Origin of the sequence: Cupriavidus nantongensis, assembly GCF_001598055.1 — a bacterium.
In the GTDB taxonomy this organism is placed as follows: Bacteria; Pseudomonadota; Gammaproteobacteria; order Burkholderiales; family Burkholderiaceae; genus Cupriavidus; species Cupriavidus nantongensis.
On the sequence record NZ_CP014844.1, the window covers coordinates 3,158,785 to 3,177,365 of the forward strand.

At 68.0% G+C, this 18,581-nt stretch carries 18 protein-coding genes; 6 read left to right on the top strand and 12 right to left on the bottom strand.

Features of this window, described 5'->3' with window-relative positions; genetic code table 11:
• Positions 1-8: 8 nt before the first annotated feature.
• Genes A2G96_RS14565 through A2G96_RS14590 form a run of 6 tightly spaced genes read left to right on the top strand, consistent with a single transcriptional unit; the run spans position 9 to position 4,906 of the window.
• A complete protein-coding gene (locus A2G96_RS14565) occupies positions 9-323 on the top strand; it encodes an EexN family lipoprotein (protein WP_062800359.1) in 315 nt (104 codons plus the stop codon).
• Positions 320-1,687: a P-type conjugative transfer protein TrbL gene (trbL, locus tag A2G96_RS14570; RefSeq protein ID WP_062800361.1), complete on the top strand. Its 1,368-nt coding sequence runs from the start codon at positions 320-322 to the stop codon at positions 1,685-1,687. Before A2G96_RS14565 ends, trbL begins: the two co-directional genes overlap by 4 nt.
• A 12-nt stretch (positions 1,688-1,699) precedes the next feature.
• Positions 1,700-2,404, top strand: coding sequence for a conjugal transfer protein TrbF (gene trbF, locus A2G96_RS14575; protein WP_062800364.1), 705 nt, complete (start codon positions 1,700-1,702; stop codon positions 2,402-2,404).
• The gene (trbG, locus tag A2G96_RS14580; RefSeq protein ID WP_062800366.1) at positions 2,401-3,390 is read left to right on the top strand and encodes a P-type conjugative transfer protein TrbG; all 990 of its coding nucleotides are present in this window, start codon (positions 2,401-2,403) and stop codon (positions 3,388-3,390) included. Before trbF ends, trbG begins: the two co-directional genes overlap by 4 nt.
• Positions 3,391-3,392: 2 nt before the next feature.
• Positions 3,393-4,664, top strand: a complete 1,272-nt coding sequence (locus tag A2G96_RS14585; protein WP_062800368.1) for a TraB/TrbI/VirB10 family type IV secretion system protein — start codon at positions 3,393-3,395, stop codon at positions 4,662-4,664.
• Entirely contained in the window at positions 4,661-4,906 is a 246-nt protein-coding gene (locus tag A2G96_RS14590) for a DUF2274 domain-containing protein (RefSeq protein WP_062800370.1), read from the top strand. Before A2G96_RS14585 ends, A2G96_RS14590 begins: the two co-directional genes overlap by 4 nt.
• A 305-nt stretch (positions 4,907-5,211) precedes the next feature.
• Here A2G96_RS14590 and loiP read toward each other — a convergent pair whose 3' ends face one another.
• The 12 genes from loiP to cysW form a co-directional block, all read right to left on the bottom strand.
• Positions 5,212-5,973, bottom strand: a complete 762-nt coding sequence (loiP, locus tag A2G96_RS14595) for a metalloprotease LoiP (RefSeq protein WP_082818973.1) — start codon at positions 5,971-5,973, stop codon at positions 5,212-5,214.
• A 594-nt stretch (positions 5,974-6,567) separates the two neighbouring features.
• Positions 6,568-7,863: an isocitrate lyase gene (gene aceA / locus A2G96_RS14600; RefSeq protein WP_062800373.1), complete on the bottom strand. Its 1,296-nt coding sequence runs from the start codon at positions 7,861-7,863 to the stop codon at positions 6,568-6,570.
• 339 nt (positions 7,864-8,202) lie between these two features.
• Positions 8,203-9,165 carry an alpha/beta fold hydrolase gene (locus tag A2G96_RS14605; protein ID WP_062802204.1) on the bottom strand — a complete coding sequence of 321 codons (963 nt, stop codon included), beginning with the start codon at positions 9,163-9,165 and terminating at the stop codon, positions 8,203-8,205.
• A 118-nt stretch (positions 9,166-9,283) separates the two neighbouring features.
• Positions 9,284-9,700 (bottom strand): gamma-glutamylcyclotransferase family protein, encoded by a 417-nt coding sequence (locus A2G96_RS14610; RefSeq protein WP_062800375.1) that lies wholly within the window; start codon positions 9,698-9,700, stop codon positions 9,284-9,286.
• A 2-nt stretch (positions 9,701-9,702) separates the two neighbouring features.
• A complete protein-coding gene (gene rraA, locus A2G96_RS14615; protein ID WP_062800378.1) occupies positions 9,703-10,200 on the bottom strand; it encodes a ribonuclease E activity regulator RraA in 498 nt (165 codons plus the stop codon).
• Positions 10,201-10,248: 48 nt separating this feature from the next.
• A complete protein-coding gene (locus A2G96_RS14620; protein WP_417926413.1) occupies positions 10,249-11,988 on the bottom strand; it encodes a thiamine pyrophosphate-binding protein in 1,740 nt (579 codons plus the stop codon).
• A gap of 80 nt (positions 11,989-12,068) precedes the next feature.
• Positions 12,069-13,331, bottom strand: coding sequence for an MFS transporter (locus A2G96_RS14625; protein ID WP_062800384.1), 1,263 nt, complete (start codon positions 13,329-13,331; stop codon positions 12,069-12,071).
• Between the two features lie 153 nt (positions 13,332-13,484).
• A complete protein-coding gene (locus A2G96_RS14630; RefSeq protein ID WP_082818975.1) occupies positions 13,485-14,867 on the bottom strand; it encodes a histidine kinase in 1,383 nt (460 codons plus the stop codon).
• A gap of 60 nt (positions 14,868-14,927) precedes the next feature.
• Entirely contained in the window at positions 14,928-15,338 is a 411-nt protein-coding gene (locus A2G96_RS14635) for a DUF962 domain-containing protein (RefSeq protein WP_062800387.1), read from the bottom strand.
• A gap of 250 nt (positions 15,339-15,588) precedes the next feature.
• Positions 15,589-16,533, bottom strand: a complete 945-nt coding sequence (locus tag A2G96_RS14640; RefSeq protein WP_062800390.1) for a CysB family HTH-type transcriptional regulator — start codon at positions 16,531-16,533, stop codon at positions 15,589-15,591.
• Positions 16,530-17,642 carry a sulfate/molybdate ABC transporter ATP-binding protein gene (locus A2G96_RS14645; RefSeq protein ID WP_062800393.1) on the bottom strand — a complete coding sequence of 371 codons (1,113 nt, stop codon included), beginning with the start codon at positions 17,640-17,642 and terminating at the stop codon, positions 16,530-16,532. Before A2G96_RS14645 ends, A2G96_RS14640 begins: the two co-directional genes overlap by 4 nt.
• Entirely contained in the window at positions 17,639-18,580 is a 942-nt protein-coding gene (gene cysW, locus A2G96_RS14650) for a sulfate ABC transporter permease subunit CysW (RefSeq protein ID WP_062800395.1), read from the bottom strand. The genes A2G96_RS14645 and cysW overlap by 4 nt, the downstream gene beginning before the upstream one ends.
• Between the last annotated feature and the right edge of the window lies 1 nt (position 18,581).

An 18,581-nucleotide genomic window follows, 5' to 3' on the forward strand; every position in this document is an offset into this window, starting at 1 on the left:
GGTGCGACATGAAGCACGCGCCCGTCCTGCTCGCCGTCGCTGTTCCCGCGCTCCTGCTGGCCGGCTGCGACCGGCCGCAACCGCTGTCGGTGGACGCGCTGGCCGCCGATCTGTCCCGGCTGCACGCACTGCGCGCGCAGTGCCGCGCGGGCGAGCACGACGGCGCGTTTTGCGCGCAGGTGGCCCAGGCCGACCTGCGGCGCTTTCTCTCCGGCCAGGCCGGGCCGGGCGAGTACCAGACGCTCGCCGACCTGCCGCCCATTCCGCCCAGCTTCGATGAACCCGCCGATGCCAATGAGCCGGGGCAGGAGGACTCGCCATGAATGACGTGACGGTGATTGACCGTTTCCTCGATACCTTCTCGCGCTACATCGACTCGGGCTTCGGGCTGCTGCATGGCGAGGTGGCGTTTCTGACCGCCACGCTGATCGTCATCGACATGACCATCGCCGGGCTGTTCTGGGCGATGGGCCACGCCGTCGGCCAGGGCGAAGACGTGATCGCCAAGCTGATCCGCAAGGTGCTCTATGTCGGTGCTTTCGCCTACATCATCGGCAACTTCAACACGCTGGCGGGCATTCTGTTCCGCTCCTTCGCCGGGCTGGGCCTGACGGCCAGCGGCTCGACGTTGAGCATGGATAACTTCCTGCACCCTGGACGGCTGGCCAAGGTCGGCATCGACGCCGGGGCGCCGATCCTTGAGCAGATCGGCAACATGGCGGGCTTCCCCGAGGTGTTCGTGAACATCACGCCCATCGTCGTGATGTTCCTCGCGTGGTTGATCGTCATCCTGTGCTTCTTCGTGCTGGCAGTGCAGCTTTTCATCACGCTGATCGAGTTCAAGCTGACCACGCTCGCGGGCTTCGTGCTGGTGCCATTCGCGCTGTGGAACAAGACTGCGTTCCTCGCTGAAAAAGTGCTGGGCAACGTGGTGTCCTCGGGCATCAAGGTACTGGTGCTGGCCGTCATCGTCGGCATCGGCACGGGTCTGTTCGCAGAGTTCCAGACGACACCGAACGAGCCATCCATCGACCATGCGCTGGTCGTGATGCTGGCCTCGCTCGCCATGCTCGCGCTCGGCATCTTCGGGCCGGGCATCGCCACGGGCCTTGTGTCTGGCGGCCCGCAACTCGGCGCGGGCGCAATGGCCGGCGCGGCGCTGGGCGCTGCGGGCGCTGCCGTGGCCGTCGGCGCCGCGGCCACGGGCGTCGGCGGCGCAGTCGCCGCCGGGGCACGCATGGCGCCCGCCGCCGCCAGGCTGGCCGGCAGCGGCGCGCGTGCTGCCACTTCGACGGCCAGCAGTGCGCGATCGGCGTTTCAGGCTGGCTCCGCTTCGGCTGGTGGCGGCCTCAAGGGCGCTGCCGCCGGCATGGGCAACGTCGCCAAGACCGGCGCGCAGGCGGCCGGGCGGAAGGTGGCCGAGGGCGCGCGTTCGGTGAAGGAGCGTGCGGCCGCAGCTTTCCGCCAGGAAGGCACTACCGGGGCCGGCGCAGCCGCCGCATCGGGCGGCGCTGCGGCAGGCGGCGATCCGCCGCCGGCAACGCCGCAGGCGCAACCCGCCTGGGCCAAGCGGCTGCATCGCCGTCAGCAACTCTCCCATGCCGCGACCACCGCCGCCCACACGCTGCGCGGCGGCGACGGCGGCGGCTCCAGCCAGGGGCCAAGCCTTCGTGATTCCGATTCATAAGGAGAACCGACCATGCGATTCAAACGCGCACAGGTGCGCTACGCGGACACGCCGCAACCTGCCACCCCGTACCAATCTGCGGCGCAAGTCTGGGACGAACGCATCGGTTCGTCCCGCGTGCAGGCCAGGAACTGGCGCCTGATGGCCTTTGGCTGCCTTACGCTGGCGATGCTGATGGCCGGCGGCCTCGTGTGGCGTTCCGCGCAGTCCATCGTGACGCCCTACGTGGTGGAGGTGGACAACGCGGGCCAGGTGCGAGCAGTCGGCGAAGCGGCCACGCCGTACCGGCCCAGCGATGCACAGATCGCGTACCACCTGGGCCGCTTCATCGGCCTGGTGCGCTCGCTGTCCATTGATCCCATAGTCGTCCGCCAGAACTGGCTGGACGCCTACGACTACACCACCGACAAGGGTGCCGTGGTGCTCAACGAGTACGCCCGCGTGAACGATCCGTTCGCGCGCATCGGCAAGGAGTCGGTGACGGTGCAGATCACCAGTGTCACCCGCGCCAGCGACGCCTCGTTCAACGTGCGCTGGACGGAACAACGCTTCGTCAACGGCGCCCCTGCCGGCACCGAGCGCTGGAACGCGGTGATTTCCATCGTGCAGCAGACCCCGCGCACCGAACAGCGCCTGCGCAAGAACCCCCTGGGCATCTACGTCAACGGCCTGTCGTGGAGCCGCGAACTGGATTCTTCCGAAGGAGCCAAGCCATGAACCCGTCTTTCCGTATTTACGTTTCCATGTTGGCGCTTGCAGCCCTGGCGGGCTGCGCCACGCAGGGCAAGCCGCCGCCGGTCATCTCGCTCGATGAGCCGATGCAGGCGCAGCCGCTGCCGGAGCCGCCTGCACCTGTGGAGGCGGTCGCCGTGCCCGAGGTGCTGCCGATGCCGGCGCAGTTGAAGCCAGCGCCCGAGGCCGACGAGGCCAAGCCTGCGCCGGAGCCGGTGGACGAGAAGGTGCGCGTGTCGCGGGCGAACACAGAGGCCCGCGTCGCACCCACGCGCGAGGGCTACGTCAATGCGATTCAGGTGTGGCCGTTCACCGACGGCGCGCTGTATCAGGTCTATGCGGCCGTGGGCCGCGTGACCGTGATCGCCCTGCAGCCGGGCGAGGAACTGGTGACGGTGGCAGCCGGCGACACGGTACGCTGGATCGTGGGCGACACGTCCAGCGGCAGCGGCGATGCGCTGCGCGTGAACGTAATGGTCAAGCCCATCCGCTCGGGCCTCAAGACCAATCTGGTCATCACGACCAGCCGGCGTACCTACCTGATCGAGCTGACCTCGACCGAAAAGACATGGATGGCGTCGGTGTCCTGGGAGTATCCCAAGGACAAGATGCTGGCCTTGCAGCGTCAGTCACAGGCAGCCAGCGCCGCCGCGCCGGTCGATACCGGGATGTCGCTGGAGAAGCTGCGCTTCCGCTACGCGGTCAGCGGCAGCAATCCGCCGTGGAAGCCGCTGCGCGCCTTCGATGATGGGCAGAAGGTCTATATCCAGTTCCCGGCCGGCATCGCGCAGGGCGAGCTGCCACCGCTGTTCGTCATCGGCGCGCAGGGCGACGGGCAACTGGTGAACTACCGTTTTCGTGCGCCGTACTACATCGTCGATCGCCTGTTCGGCGCGGCCGAGCTGCGCCTGGGCGGTGACAAGGGCGACGTGGTGCGGATCGAGCGCACGGATGGCACGCGGAGGAACTGACCATGAGCCAGGACGACACTCCCGACCTTGCCGCGCCGCAGGCCGGCAAGGTGGCGCCCGAAGCGGTGGCGCTGCGCGCTCAGCCGCGCCCGGTCACGCGCTTGAACCGGCGCACGTTGGCCATCCTCGTCGGCGGCCTGTCGGTCGCCGTACTCGGCGCCACGATCTGGTCATTGCAGCCGCATCGGCGCGGCGCGGGCGAACAGACCGAGCTGTACAACGTCGATCGTGTGTCGAAGTCCGAGGGGCTGGATGGCCTGCCTTCCGACTACTCGAAGCTGCGAAAGGCGCCCGAGCTGGGGCCGCCGCTGCCGGGCGACCTGGGGTCGGCCATCGTGAAGTCGCAGCAGCCGGTGACGCCGACGTATGCGCCGCCGGGCCATGATCCAGCGGACGCCTTGCGCAAGGAGGCCGAAGCGGCGGCAGCTTCGACGGTGTTCTTCCGCTCGGGCAAACAGGGCCAAGCCGCCGCCACGGTGGCGCAGGCCGCGCCGGGTGCGCCTGGCGCTCCAAACGCACTCGCGGCCTTCGACCCGCTCGCCGCCGGGCCGGCCTCGACGGCGGCCCAGCCTGCCGATCCGACCGCTGTGCAGAACCGGCAAGACCAGAAAGAGGCGTTCCTGAAAGCCGGTTCTACTGAAACCCGCAATTCAGGGAATCTGGCGCTGCCGGCGTCGCCCTATCAGGTGATGGCCGGAACGGTGATCGCGGGCGCGCTGGTGACGGGCATCAAGTCGGACTTGCCGGGCGACGTGATCGCCACGGTGACAGAGCCGGTCTTTGACACGGCCACGGGCAAGTTCCTGCTGATCCCGCAGGGATCGCGCATCCTCGGGCGCTACAACAGCCAGGTCAGCTACGGGCAGAGCCGCGTTCAGGTGGTGTGGAATCGTGTCATCCTGCCGGACACGTCATCGCTGACGCTCGACAACCTCGTGGGCACCGACCCGGCCGGCTATGCGGGTCTGGAGGACGACGTGGACTGGCATTGGAAGCGCATCGTCGCGGGCGCGGTGCTGACGACGCTGCTGGGCGTCGGCGCCGAGCTGGCCGCGCCGGAGAACCGCCAGGATGGCAACCGCATCGTGATCGCGGGGCGCGACAGCGCCCAGGACAGCATCAACCAGGTCGGGCAGGAGATGACCCGGCGCAACATGAACATCCAGCCGACGCTGACCGAGCGGCCGGGTCTGCCGGTGCGCATCATCGTCAACCGCGATTTGGTGCTGCGGCCGTACCAGCCGATGTTCTTCAACCGGGGAACTTCGCAATGAACGCGATCAAGAAGCTGCGGCTTGGACCGCTGCCCAAGACCGAGAGCGTCAAGCTGACCTTTGCCTGCCCGGCCAGCCTGAAAGCCGACCTCGACCGCTACGCCGCGCTACATGCGCAGACCTATGGCGAACCGGTCGATGCGGCGACGCTGATCCCGCACATGCTGGAAGCGTTCATGGCGGGCGATCGGGGATTCAGGAAGGGCACAGTGACCCGGAGCGCGCCATCGAAGCCGACATGATGGCGTCGCGTACCAACGGCATCCATCGAACGCGCAGCCCCAGGCTGCGCGTTCTTCATTCTGGATGCCGCTAAGCCTCTTGGGCTATGATGATGCGACAGGCCCGCCCTTCCTCGGCAATCCAGCACGACACCGTGCGATGCGGCTTTCTCTCCCGACGCTCCTATGTGGCTCCTAGCCCACCAAGCCGCAGTCCTGCAACGCGGCCCAAAAAAGAGCTAACCTACTGTCCCATATACGGTTTCAAGCCTTGCGTGATTTCCACGAAGGACTTGACACCAGAACTTTTTTGTTGCGCAGGTGGCTTACGAAGCCTTGCTGATGCGCTGCTCGATATGCTTGGCGCGGTCTTCCGAGCCCGGGTGCGACGAGAACATGCTGGACTTGCCGCCGTCGAGCTTGGCCAGCTTCTGGAACGCCGTGACCAGGCCCTTGGTGCTGGCCTTGTTCTTGGTCAGCAGGTCGAACGAATAGTCGTCGGCCGCGGTTTCCTGCGACTGCGAGAACTGCGCGTTGATCAGCTTCTCGCCCAGCTCGCCCAGCTGCGACTGCGACAGCGCTGCCACCGCGCCATTGCCGGCCGCCGCCGCCGCGCCGCGCGCCGCGGTGGCGGTGTAGGCCACCTGCATGGCCTTCTTGGTGTGGCCCAGCGCCACGTGGCCGAGTTCGTGGCCCAGCACGCCGCGCACTTCGTCGTCGGTCATCATGTCCATCAGGCCGCTGTAGACGCGCACGCAGCCGTTGGCCATGGCCCAGGCGTTGACGTCCTTGGTCAGGTAGACCTTGGCGTTGACGTTGGGCACGTCGCTGTTCTTCAGCCCGCTCATGATCTTGACCAGGCGCTTGTTGTAGGTGCTGTTGGCAGCTGCGATCTTGTTGGTCTTGTCCGATTCCGCGCAGGCCTGGTCCGACAGGCTCCTGACGTCTGCGTCCGACAGCGTGGCAGCCTTGGCCAGCGAGGTGCCGGCGCTCAGCATGCCGTCGACATTGGTGGGCATGCCGCCGGAGCAGCCGGCCAGCAGTGCCGCCGCGACGGCGCAGGCAGCGAGCGAGAGAGTTGCTTTCATGATGTTGTTCTGGGTGGAGTGGCTCGGAGGTGCCGATAAAGGCCCCGGCACTTTAAGCCATCCGCCCGTGCGAGGGAATCACCCAAATGCTGAAAGCCGCCAAAAATGACAATTTGTTGCATTTGGACAATGTTCCAGTTCGAAGGGCGCTCTGGCCACACCTACCGCAAGGCCGGGTGGCCCATCCGCACCGCAACAAACCTTTACAAATCCTTCCGTGAAATCCCGGATCGGTGCCCTAGCCTGTTCCCATGCTTTCGAGGGAGACGGCCATGCCTTCGTCACGGGACACCTTCAAATTGCGTCGGCCTGGGCGGCGCACGATGAACTGGCACGACGTCGCCCTGATCGCGATTGGATGGGTGGGCCTGTGCCTCGGCGTGGGGTGGACGCTTTCCAAGGCGGCTGGCACCTTCGAGTGAAGCGCCGGTGCGCGCTCCCCTGCACGGGCGCAGGTACGGCGGTCGCATTCGGAATAAAAAAATCGCGCCGTCCCTGAGAGAGAACGGCGCGTCGCCTAAAAGAGAGAGCGTGATGGTCGCACGCCCTCCCGATCCCGCCGGACCCACGAGCCGGCGGGAGTGACCAGGAGAGTCAGGCCACTTTCTTGTCTTCGAAGAACTGCTCGTCTTCGGTCGAACCCTTCAGCGCGGTCGTCGACGACTGGCCACCTTCAATGGTCTGGGTCACGGCGTCGAAGTAGCCGGTGCCGACTTCGCGCTGGTGCTTGACCGCGGTGAAGCCCTTCTCGGCAGCCTTGAACTCGGCTTCCTGCAGCTCCACAAACGCGCTCATCTGGTTGCGGGCGTAGCCGTAGGCCAGGTTGAACATCGAGTAGTTGAGCGAGTGGAAGCCGGCCAGCGTGATGAACTGGAACTTGTAGCCCATCGCGCCCAGCTCGCGCTGGAACCTGGCGATGGTGGCGTCGTCCAGGTTCTTCTTCCAGTTGAACGACGGCGAGCAGTTGTACGCCAGCATCTTGCCCGGGAACCTGGCGTGCACGGCTTCGGCAAACTTCTTGGCAAACTCCAGGTCCGGCTTGCCGGTTTCGCACCACACCAGGTCAGCCACTTCGGCGTAGGCCAGCGCGCGGGAGATCGACTGCTCCAGTCCGTTGCGGACGCGATAGAAGCCTTCGACGGTGCGCTCGCCGGTGCAGAACGGCTTGTCGTTGTCGTCGATGTCCGAGGTCAGCAGGTCGGCGGCCTCGGCGTCGGTGCGCGCGATCACCAGCGTCGGCACGCCCGAAACGTCGGCGGCCAGGCGCGCGGCGGTCAGCTTGGCCACCGCCTCGCGGGTCGGCACCAGCACCTTGCCGCCCATGTGGCCGCACTTCTTGACCGAGGCGAGCTGGTCTTCGAAGTGAACGCCGGCGGCACCTGCCTCGATCATCGCCTTCATCAGCTCGAACGCATTCAGCACGCCGCCGAAGCCCGCTTCCGCATCGGCGACGATGGGGGCAAAGAAGTCGGTGTCGCCCGTGCCTTCGCTCCACTGGATCTGGTCGGCGCGCTGGAAGGTGTTGTTGATGCGCTTGACCACCTGCGGCACCGAGTTGGCCGGATACAGCGACTGGTCGGGATACATCTCGCCAGCCAGGTTGGCGTCGCCGGCGACTTGCCAGCCCGACAGGTAGATCGCCTTCAGGCCCGCCTTGACCTGCTGCATGGCCTGGTTGCCGGTCAGCGCGCCGAGCGAGTTGACGAACGGCTCGGTATGCAGCAGGTGCCACAACTTCTCGGCACCACGACGCGCCAGGGTGTGCTCGACCTGAACCGAACCACGCAGGCGCACCACGTCTTCGGCGGTGAAATTACGCTTGATGCCCTTCCAGCGCGGATTGGTGTCCCAGTCTTTCTGCAGGGCCTGGATCTGCTCTTGGCGGTTCATGGTCGCTCTCCTGAACGTGATTGGGAATGGCTGTGGATCTCGTGCTCGCCTGACCCGGGCCGCGTCGCGTCGCCGATGCGTTGGCCGCTGTTTTCGTGCCCGATGTCCTGTGTCTTATATAAGAGTGTAGAGAACGCTACCGCGTTGCAACAACCCCGGACCTCGGACTGAACCAAGATTTATTTCTGTTTTAAATCATTGGTTTATCTAAAACATTTCACGATACGGGACAGAATCTTCCATCATGAGAAATGGCGTTGTGCTCCGCAAACCGGGTATTTTTGCGGGTCCAAAACCATTTTCCACATCGTGAAAAATCGGCGAATGTGGCGCAAGCTGCTAGTGGACGCGACTCGCCTGCAGCGCCGCAGAGGCCGGCGCGCCTTCGATATGGTCGACAAATTCGCCGACCATCGACGCAAACCCGGCCGGGTCCGCCAACGGCAGCCAGTGCTGCGCCGGCACGGTGCGGCGCCACAGTCGCGGGGTCCAACGGTGCATGCCTTCTGTCACCGAGGGCTTCACGTATCGGTCATGGAGCGGCACGATCAGCTGCACCGGCGCATGCGCAGCACGGCGGCGTGGCACGCGCAACACCGGCAGGATATTGGCGCGGTACAGGCGCACGCCGTGGCAGCCGTCGGCGGTCTGGGTCGGGTTCGGCCTGGCGCGCACGCCCTCGGTCAGGCGCAGGTAGCGCGGCCAGGCCCGGCCCAGCCAGAGCCGCCAGGCCAGCTCGGGCAGCCACGGCAGGTGGAAGACGCCGATATACCACGATGCCACCAGCTGGCGCAGCGCCTGTCCAAGCGCCGCCGGCGAACGCTGCCCGCACAGTTCGCGCAGCGCGATGGCCGCATGGTCGAGGCATGGGCCCGAGCAGGAAGTGAACGAGGCAATGCGGCCCTGCAAACGCGGATCGGTGACGAACTCCCACCCCTGGATCGAACCCCAGTCGTGGCCGACCAGATGCACCGCGCGCTGCGGCGACACCGCGTCGATCACGGCGATAAAGTCGTCGGCCAGCTTCTGCAGCCGGTAGGCCGCGGTCGCGTGCGGGGCGGTCGAGCGCCCGGCGCCGCGCACGTCATAGGCCACCACGTCGAAGCGCCCGGCCAGTTGCCCCGCCACGGCGTGCCAGACGTCGCTGTTGTCGGGATAGCCGTGCACCAGCACGATGGTCGGCCGCGTTGGCCCGGCCTCGCCCCAGCGGCTAACGGCCAGGCGCACGTCGCCGGCATCGACGCAGCACGTTTGCGGCGGGAATTGCGGCGGAATTTGCTGCAGGACTTGCGGAGCATGCATGGCCGTCGGTTCCATCGTTCGATGTCATGGTCGGCCATGCTACGCAAAAGCAAACGGCGCCGCGAATGGGCACCGCCTGTTTGAAACGCGTCTAAACGTGTTGAAACGCGTGCGGGATTCAGGCCGCGGCCGTATCGCGGGCGCGGCGATAGGCGACCCAGTCACCGCTGTCGATGCGCGGCAGCGCGGCCGCCGCTGCTTCAGCCACTGGATACAGCAGGCAGGCAACCGGCTGGCCGTTGCACTGCACCGCCTGTTCCTCGCGCACGAACAGCGTGGCCTGGCCCGGATAGACCTCCTCGATCTCGTCCAGCACCGGCAGCAGCGCGTCGGCAATCTCGTAGATATCCCCGACCACCGGTCCGCCGCCGGCGTCCAGCACCAGGCCAGGATAGGTGCCGAAGTCATAGAGCCTGCCAGCTACCGTGCCCGTTCCAAGCAGCGTGGGCGCGGCGATGCCGTGGCGCCGCGCGGCGGCGTTCAGGTCGTTGACCTCGCCGGCGCGCAGCGTGCCATAGACGAAGACGCGCGGCATGCTCAGCGCTCCAGCGGTGCGTCGGCGACCAGGATCCCGTCGACGTCGACATAGATCCAGTTGCCCGGGCGCACCACCGCGCCCGGCATCTGCACCGTCACCTCGCTCTCGCCCACGTTGCGCTTCTGGCTCTTCTGCGGATGCGCGGCCAGCGCGCGGATGCCGATATCGCACACGTCCAGCTCGGCGGTGTCGCGGATGCAGCCGTTGACGACGATGCCGGCCCAGCCGTTCTTCTCGGCCAGCAGGCCCAGGTTGCCACCCACCAGCGCGCAGCGCAGCGAGCCGCCGCCGTCGACCACCAGCACGCGCCCGCGGCCCGGCGACTCCAGCGTGCTGCGCACCAGCGAGTTGTCTTCGAACACCTTGAGCGTCGCGGCCGGACCGGCAAACGCCGGCTGCTTGCCGAAGGCGCGGAACACCGGCGCCATCACGCGCAGCGTGCCGTCGGCAAGGCGGTCTTCATGCGCGTCGCACAGGTCGGTGGTGACGGGCTTCATCTCGGGTCTCCTGGTCGGTAAGAAAAAAAACTGTCGGGCCGCGCAGCGTCACGGCTTGCGGCTGGCCAGCGCCTGCGCCCGGATCGCGCTCAGCGTGGTGCGCGGCGTGATCACGTCCGGGTCCACCTGGATCTCGATCAGCGTCGACACCGGCGCCGCCAGCGCCTCGCGCAAGGCCGGCGCAAAGGCCTCGGTCGTGGTCACGGTGGCGCCGCGTGCCCCGTAGGCGCGCGCCAGCGCGGCAAAGTCGGGATTGTGCAGCTCGGTGCCGGACACATGCGTCGGGTATTCGCGCTCCTGGTGCATGCGGATGGTGCCGTACATGCCGTTGTTGACGACGATGATGATGACCGGCGCCTGGTATTGCATCGACGTAGCCAGTTCCTGGCCATTCATCAGGAAGCAGCCGTCGCCCGCCAGCGCCACCACGGTACGCTGCGGGAAGGCGATCTTGGCGCCCACTGCCGCCGGCACGCCGTAGCCCATCGCGCCGCTGGTCGGCGCCAGCTGGCCGCGGCCGCCGCTGGTGAACGGGCGATAGTGGAAATAGCGGTGCAGCCAGCCGGCATAGTTGCCGGCGCCGTTGGTCACCACCGCGTCGGCCGGCAGCAGCTGGTCCAGCGTGCGGATGACCTCGGCCATGTCGACGCCCTGCCCCGTGAACGGCGGCGGCTGCAGGTAGCGCTCGTAATCGGCATGCGCGGCCTCGGTCCACGCTTTCCAGCGTGGCGCGCCGGGTGGCTGTAGTCCGGCGAGGCGCGCGGCAATGGCCGGCATCGCGGCCTGGATCATCAGGTCGGCCTGGTACACGCTGCCAAGCTCTTCGGCGCCGGCATGCACATGGACCAGCTTCTGCGCCGGCCGCGGCGCCGCGATCAGCGCGTAGCCGCCGGTGGTCATCTCGCCCAGCCGCGGGCCGATCGCGAGCACCAGGTCGGCATCGCGGATGCGCTCGGCCAGCGCGGGATTGATGCCGATGCCGACATCGCCGGCGTAGTTGGGATGGCGGTTGTCGAACAGGTCCTGGCCGCGGAAGGCGCAGCCCACCGGCAGCGCGAAGCGCTCGGCAAAGGCCTGCAGGTCGGCGCAGGCCTGCGGGGTCCAGCCGCTGCCGCCGGCCAGCACGAACGGGCGCTCGGCGGCCTGGAGCATGTCGGCCAGCCGCGCCAGCTCGGCCTCGCCGGGCCAGGCCATGACGCGCTGGTAGCCCTGCAACTGCGGCACCACGGCGGTTTGCGCCAGCATGTCTTCGGGCAGCGCCAGCACCACCGGGCCGGGACGGCCCGAGGTGGCGGTCTGGTAGGCGCGCGCGATGTATTCGGGGATGCGCTCGACCCGGTCGATCTGCGCCACCCACTTGGCCATCTGGCCGAACATGCGGCGATAGTCGATTTCCTGGAAGGCCTCGCGGTCCATGAAGTCGGTGCCGACCTGGCCGATAAACAGGATCATCGGGGTTGAGTCCTGGAACGCGGTATGCACGCCGATGCTGGCATTGGTCGCACCGGGCCCGCGCGTGCAGAACGCCAGCCCCGGGCGGCCGGTCAGCTTGCCGTAGGCTTCGGCCATCACCGCGGCGCCGCCCTCCTGGCGGCAGACGATAAAGCGCAGCCGGTCGCGGCGGCGGTGGAAGCCGTCGAGCACCGCCAGGTAGCTCTCGCCGGGCACGCCGAAGGCCAGTTCGGCCCCGTGCGCCAGCAGCGCATCGACCAGGATATGGCCGCCCGGCAGCGGCGTGTCGCGATCGGTGTCTTCAGGCTGGGTGGCGTTGGCCGGCGTCATTGGCATGGAAACGTTCCTCAGGCAAGCGGATTCGGATAGCGGCGGACTGGCGGGCTGCGGACTGACTGGCTCGCTGACTGGCTCGGCTAGGCGGCCTCCGCCCGTGCCGCGGCCTGGCTGCGCGAGCGGTTGCCGTTGCCCACGGTGACCGCGGTGAAGATCGACAGCAGCTGGAAGCCGCCGATCATGAAGAAGACCCAGGCCGGCAGCCTGGCGTCCATCAGCGCGCCGAAGAACAGCGGGCCGCAGGCCAGGCCGATATCCAGTCCCGAGTAGACCACGCCGTAGACGCGTCCGGTGGCGCCGGCCGGCGCTGCCGCGCGCACCAGCAGGTCGCGCGAGGGCCCGGCGGTGCCGGCGCCAAAGCCGATCACGCCCATCAGCACCGGCACCAGCAGCGCCGGCACCAGGTTCAGCCCCACCAGCACCGCCATCAGGCCCGACACGGTGAAGCTGACCGCGATCAGCCGGTCATGGTTGCTGGTGCGGCTGGCGGCAAAGCCGCCGACGATCATGCCGCCGGCGCTGCACAGCATGTAGACGGTGTACGACGCGGTCGCCAGCGTGAACGGCATGCCGTACAGGTAGGTCAGCGCGGTGGGCGCAAAGCTCTGGATGCCTGCGGCGGAGAACGTCGTCAGCAGGAAGAAGCCCCAGCACACCCACACCTGCGGCAGGCGCAGGAAGCCCAGCACGCTGCCGTTTGCTGCCGCGGCCCGGGCCGCGGGCCGGCCCACGGCGCCCTGCACTTCGCGCGGGTCCAGAACGCGGCGCAAAGCTACCAGCACAGCGAGCACGATCAACGCCACCGCCGATGCCGCCGCCAGCGCCACGCGCCAGCTCGCCAGGTTGGCGATCGCCACCAGGAACAGCGGCGCCGCCGCCCAGCCCAGGTTGCCGGAAATGCCGTGCACCGAGAACGCGTGGCCCAGCCGCGGCTGCGACACATGCTTGTTCAGCAGCGTGAAGTCGGCCGGATGGAACACGCCGTTGCCCAGCCCGGCCACCGCCGCGCCGAACAGCAGCCCGGCATAGCCGCCGCTGGCCGACAGCAGCAAGGCCGCGGCGCCCAGGCAGGCCAGTCCGCCGAACAGCACCGGCCGCGCGCCGAAGCGGTCGACCACGAAGCCCGACGCGGTCTGCACCACCGCCGAGACCGCAAAGAACACCGTCATCAGCAGGCCCAGCTCGGCATAGCTCAGCCCGAACTCGGCCTTGATCCACGGGAACAGCGGCGCCAGCAACAGGTGGTAGAAGTGCGAGACGCCATGCGCCAGCCCTACCAGCCCGATCACCTGGGCATCGTGGCGAAGGGAATTGGGCGTGGGCTCGAGGGCGGCGATGGACATGGCGCTGGCAGTCGGAGAGGCGATGCGGTGGGCTGGACGGCGGGCAAAAAAATACGGGCCGAAGCCCGCATCATAGAGGAAAACCCCTGTTCGCTGCTGGCAGGTGGCGGCCCCGGCGCCTGGGCGCCGGCCGCTGCTGCCCCACCCTCGCCGTCACATCTGCTTGAACAGGTGCGCGTACTGGCGCGCCACCGGCAGCAGCTCCGGCCGGTCGCGCAGCCGCAGCGACAGCCGGCCCAGCGACTGGTTGACCGCGCTGGCGACGCAGCTGATGTTGACCACGGTGCCGCGGTGCACCTGCCAGAAGCGCTCCGGATCGAGCTGCTGGGTCAGCTCGCGCAGGCTGGTGCGGATCAGCGCCTCGCCGGCGCCCGAGACCACGTTGACGTACTTGTCGGTGGCTTCCAGGTAGATCACCTCATCGACCGGGATAATGCGCACCTCCTGCCCCACCAGCGCCTTGATAAAACGCAGGTAATGGCGCTGCGGCGCGCCGGCCGCACCTGGCGCGGCATGCTCGAGCGATTCCAGCCGCGCCAGCAGCTGGCGCACATGGGTGATGCCCAGCCCCGAGCCCTTGCCCGAGGCATGGCCGAACCCGACCCCGGTATCGGCGATCACCACCTGCACCGCGTTGTCGCCTGCGGCGCGCGCCGACAGCCGGATATGGCCGCCGATCATGCAGGGCTCGATGCCGTGCGTGACCGCGTTCTCCACCAGCGGCTGGATCAGCATCGGCGGAATCTCGACCTTCGCCAGGTCGCGCGGCAGGTCGATGTCGTACGAGAGCCGCTGGCCGAAGCGCATGGCCTGGATCTCGAGATAGCTGCGCAGCAGCTCGAACTCCTGCCGCAACGTGCATTGCTCGGCGCGAGTATGCGCCAGCGACATGCGCAGGAAGCCGATCAGCCGCTGCAGCAGCTGCCGCGCCGCGGGCGGATCGGTGGCGATCAGGCCGTCGAGGTTGGCCAGCGAGTTGAACAGGAAGTGCGGCTCGATCTGCGCCTGCAGCGCCATCAGCTGCGCGCGCACCAGCTGCTTTTCGGCTTCCTCGCGCTGCAGCGCGTCCAGCGCCGCCTGCCGCTCCAGCGACGCCAGCTTCTCGCGCGACCAGTAGAAATAGATCATCGACGCGGCCGCCAGCATGCCCACCACCAGGCACATGCGCAGCATGCCGCCGGCCTCGTCGGCCGACTTGGGCGGCAGGTCCAGCACCACGCGCGTGGCCCAGCTGCCGAACACCACGCCGGCGGGCACGGCCGCGGCGGCGAGCAGCAGGAAGGGCCAGCGGCGCGGCCGGTCGTTCCACCAGATCACCACGCGCGGGATGTCGATCAGCGCCCAGATCGACAGCCCGATCAGCTGGCTGTAGACGAAGTTGTGCCACAGCGTGCCGCCGGTCTGGAAGCCGTAGTTCAGGCTGATGGCGATCACCGAGTTCATGCACAGCACGAACAGCAGGTCGCGCCCGAGGATATTCAGGCGGGACGGGATGGCGGTGCAGGCGTGTGTGAAGCAGCGGTCCATGGCGTTCATGTTAGCGCGGCTTTCGCCATGCGCAATACAGCGGGTGATGTGACGGAGACATTGGTTACGTCAGCGACCCTGCCCCGTCGTCGCGTCGCCGGAGCGCACGGGTGCAGGCGCCGGGGCCGCGCCGCGGCCTGTTACCGCTCGCCACCATTGCCCGGACAGCACATAGCGCGGAAAGGTGATCCACTGCTCGGCCAGGATGCGACCCGCGATATCGGCCGGGCCGGCAAACGGCTCCGGCGCATGGGCCTCGAGCCGGTGGCCGCGGCCCTGCAGCGCCATCGACATGCCCATGCACACCAGCCCCAGCGCGATCGCCGGCAGGTTCAGGCGCAGCAGGCCATAGGGGCCCAGCACGGTGCCGGCCATGAACATCGGCACGGCCACGATATGCAGCAGCAGGTTGCGGGGATGCTGGTGGTTGCGGGCATAGCCGCGCCACTGCCGGCGCAGCAGCGGTTCTTCGTCGCGCATGATCGTCTCTCTCTCCCTTGCCCGGTCCTTGCCGACCGGTGGCCGTGCGCAAACTTTGCTGCGCTGCGGTACACGTGCGGCGCCTGGCCGGAACGCCGGCGCGGGCACGTGCAGGGAATGTACCCCGCCGCGGGGGTGGAAGAAAGTCTGTTGCGACGAATGGCTGGCACGGGGTGCGAACGGCACAGAGCCGGTGCGGACGGTGCATCCGCCAGCCCGCGCGGGGTGCTGCGGGCGCCGCGCGCCCGGATCAGGCGGCCAGGGCCTGGCGGTCGTGCTCGGACAGCGCGCTGCTGACAGTGTCGCGCGACAGGTGCGGCGCGAACATGTTGATAAAGGCGTGCGCATAGCCGCGCAGATAGGCGCCGCGGCGCACCGCCACGCTGGTGGTGTTGGGCGCGAACAGGTGGTCGGCCGAGATCCGCACCAGCCCGGCGTCCTTGCGTTCGTCATAGGCCATCGACGCGATGATGCCAACGCCCAGGTCGAGTTCGGCATAGGTCTTGATCACGTCCGCATCGAGCGCCGTCAGCACGATCTCGGGCTGCAGCCCGGCCTCGGCAAAGGCGCTGTCGATTTTGCGGCGGCCGGTGAAGCCGGCGTCGTAGGTGATCAGCTGGAAGTTCGCGACGTCTTCGAGCGTCGGCTCCGGCAGGCGCGTCAGCGGATGGTCCGGCGACACCACCAGCACGTGCTGCCAGCTGTAGGCCTCGAACGAGGTCAGCCCGGCCTCGGTCGCCAGCGCCTCGGTGGCGATGCCGATATCGGCCTGCCCGGTCAGCAGCAGCTCGACGATATGCGTGGGCGACGCTTCCTGCAGTGCCAGCGTCACATGCGGATATTCGCGGCGGAACGCCTGCACCACGCGCGGCAGGGCGTAGCGCGCCTGGGTGTGGGTGGTGGCGACGGTGAGCCGGCCGGTGTGGCGGCCGGCGTATTCGTCGCCGGCCTGGCGCAGGTTTTCGGCCTCGAGCAGCAGGCGCTCGACGATGCGCACGATCTCGCGGCCGGGCTCGGTCAGCCCGGTCAGGCGCTTGCCGTAGCGCTCGAAGATCTCTACCCCCAGCTCTTCTTCCAGCTCGCGGATCTGGCGCGACACGCCGGGCTGCGAGGTATAGAGCGCGTTGGCGACCTCGGTCAGGTTGAACTGGCGGCGCACCGCCTCGCGGATCGAACGGAGTTGCTGGAAGTTCATCGTGCGGCCTCTTGTTTCTGGATGGGGGCGGTGCCGTTGGCTTGCGTAAAGACGCGCAGCTGGCGCGGGCGCACGGCGAGCAGCTCGCCCTCGCGGAAACCCGCATGGCGGAAGCGCTCGAGCGGCAGCGCCACCTCGATCACGTCCTGGTTGTCTTCGCGCTCGAGCTCGAGCTGCGCCACCGGGCCCAGCGTCAGCGCGCGGCGCAGCGTCACGGCAATGCCGTCGGCGCCGGGTGCATAGCGCTCCAGGTCCAGGTCGTGCGGACGGACATAGGCGACCGCATCGCCGGCGGTCTCGTGGCCGCTGCCGACCACCGGCAGCACCGCCTCGCCGGTATGCAGCAGGCCGCCGCTGTCGCCCACTTCGAGCCGGCCGTGGAACAGGTTGACGTTGCCGAGGAAGCCGAACACGAACGGCGTGGCCGGATGGTTGTAGACCGCCTCGGGCGAGCCGTACTGCTCGACGCGGCCACGGTTCATCAGCACCACCTGGTCGGCTACCTCGAGCGCTTCTTCCTGGTCGTGCGTGACGAACACGCTGGTCACATGCAGCTCGTCGTGCAGGCGCCGCAGCCAGCGGCGCAGTTCCTTGCGCACCTTGGCGTCGAGCGCGCCGAACGGTTCGTCCAGCAGCAGCACGCGCGGCTCCACCGCCAGCGCGCGCGCCAGCGCGATGCGCTGGCGCTGGCCGCCCGACAGCTGCGCCGGGTAGCGGTCGGCGAGCCAGTCGAGCTGCACCAGATCCAGCAGCGCATGCACCTTGTCGCCGATCTGCGCCTCGTTCGGGCGCTCGGCGCGCGGCTTCACGCGCAGGCCGAAGGCGACGTTCTCGAACACGCTCATATGCTTGAACAGCGCGTAATGCTGGAACACGAAGCCCACCTGGCGCTGGCGCACGTGCTGGTCCGAGGCATCGCGCCCGGCCAGCACGATCTGGCCGGCGTCGGCGCGCTCCAGCCCGGCGATGATGCGCAGCAGCGTGGTCTTGCCGCAGCCCGAAGGCCCCAGCAGCGCGGTCAGCTCGCCCTCGTCGAAATCGAGCGAAACATTGTCCAGCGCGATGAAATCGCCAAAGCGCTTCTCTACGTTCTTGACCTGGATGCTCATGATGCTAGTCCTTGCACTGAAGCCGGCAGGCTTGCCAGCGGCCGCTCCGGCGCGGCCTCTTCGGTTTCCTTGCGGGCGCGCCATTCCACCAGCGTCTTGATGCCGAGGGTCACCAGCGCCAGCAGGGTCAGCAGCGACGCCACCGCGAACGCGGCCGCGAAGTTGTACTCGTTGTAGAGAATCTCCACGTGCAGCGGCATGGTGTTGGTCAGCCCGCGGATATGGCCCGACACCACCGACACCGCGCCGAACTCGCCCATCGCGCGCGCATTGCACAGGATCACGCCGTACAGCAGGCCCCAGCGGATATTGGGCAGCGTGATATGGCGGAAGGTCTGCCAGCCCGAGGCGCCCAGCACGATCGCGGCCTCTTCCTCTTCGCTGCCCTGCGCCTGCATCAGCGGGATCAGCTCGCGCGCGACGAAGGGGAAGGTCACGAAGATGGTGGCCAGCACGATGCCCGGCACCGCGAACATGATCTTGATGTCGTGCGCTTCCAGCCACGGACCCAGCCATCCCTGCGCGCCGAACAGCAGCACATAGACCAGGCCCGAGATCACCGGCGACACCGAGAACGGCAGGTCGATCAGCGTGATCAGCAAGTTCTTGCCGCGGAAGTCGAACTTGGCGATGGCCCACGCCGCCGCGACGCCGAATACCACGTTCAGCGGCACCGCGATCGCCGCCACCGTCAGCGTGAGCTGGATCGCGGCCAGCGCGTCGGGCTCGACCAGCGCTTGCCAGTAGGTTTGCACGCCCTTGCGCAAGGCTTCATAGAACACCGATGCCAGCGGCACGAACAGGAACAGCGTCAGGAACAGCACCGCCAGCGCGATCAGCGTATAGCGCACCCATGGCGCCTCGCCGGTGGCGTCGAAGCGGTGATGTCCCCTGGCGCTGCCGTGCCCGCCCAGGCGTCCCGAGATCGATCCGGCCATC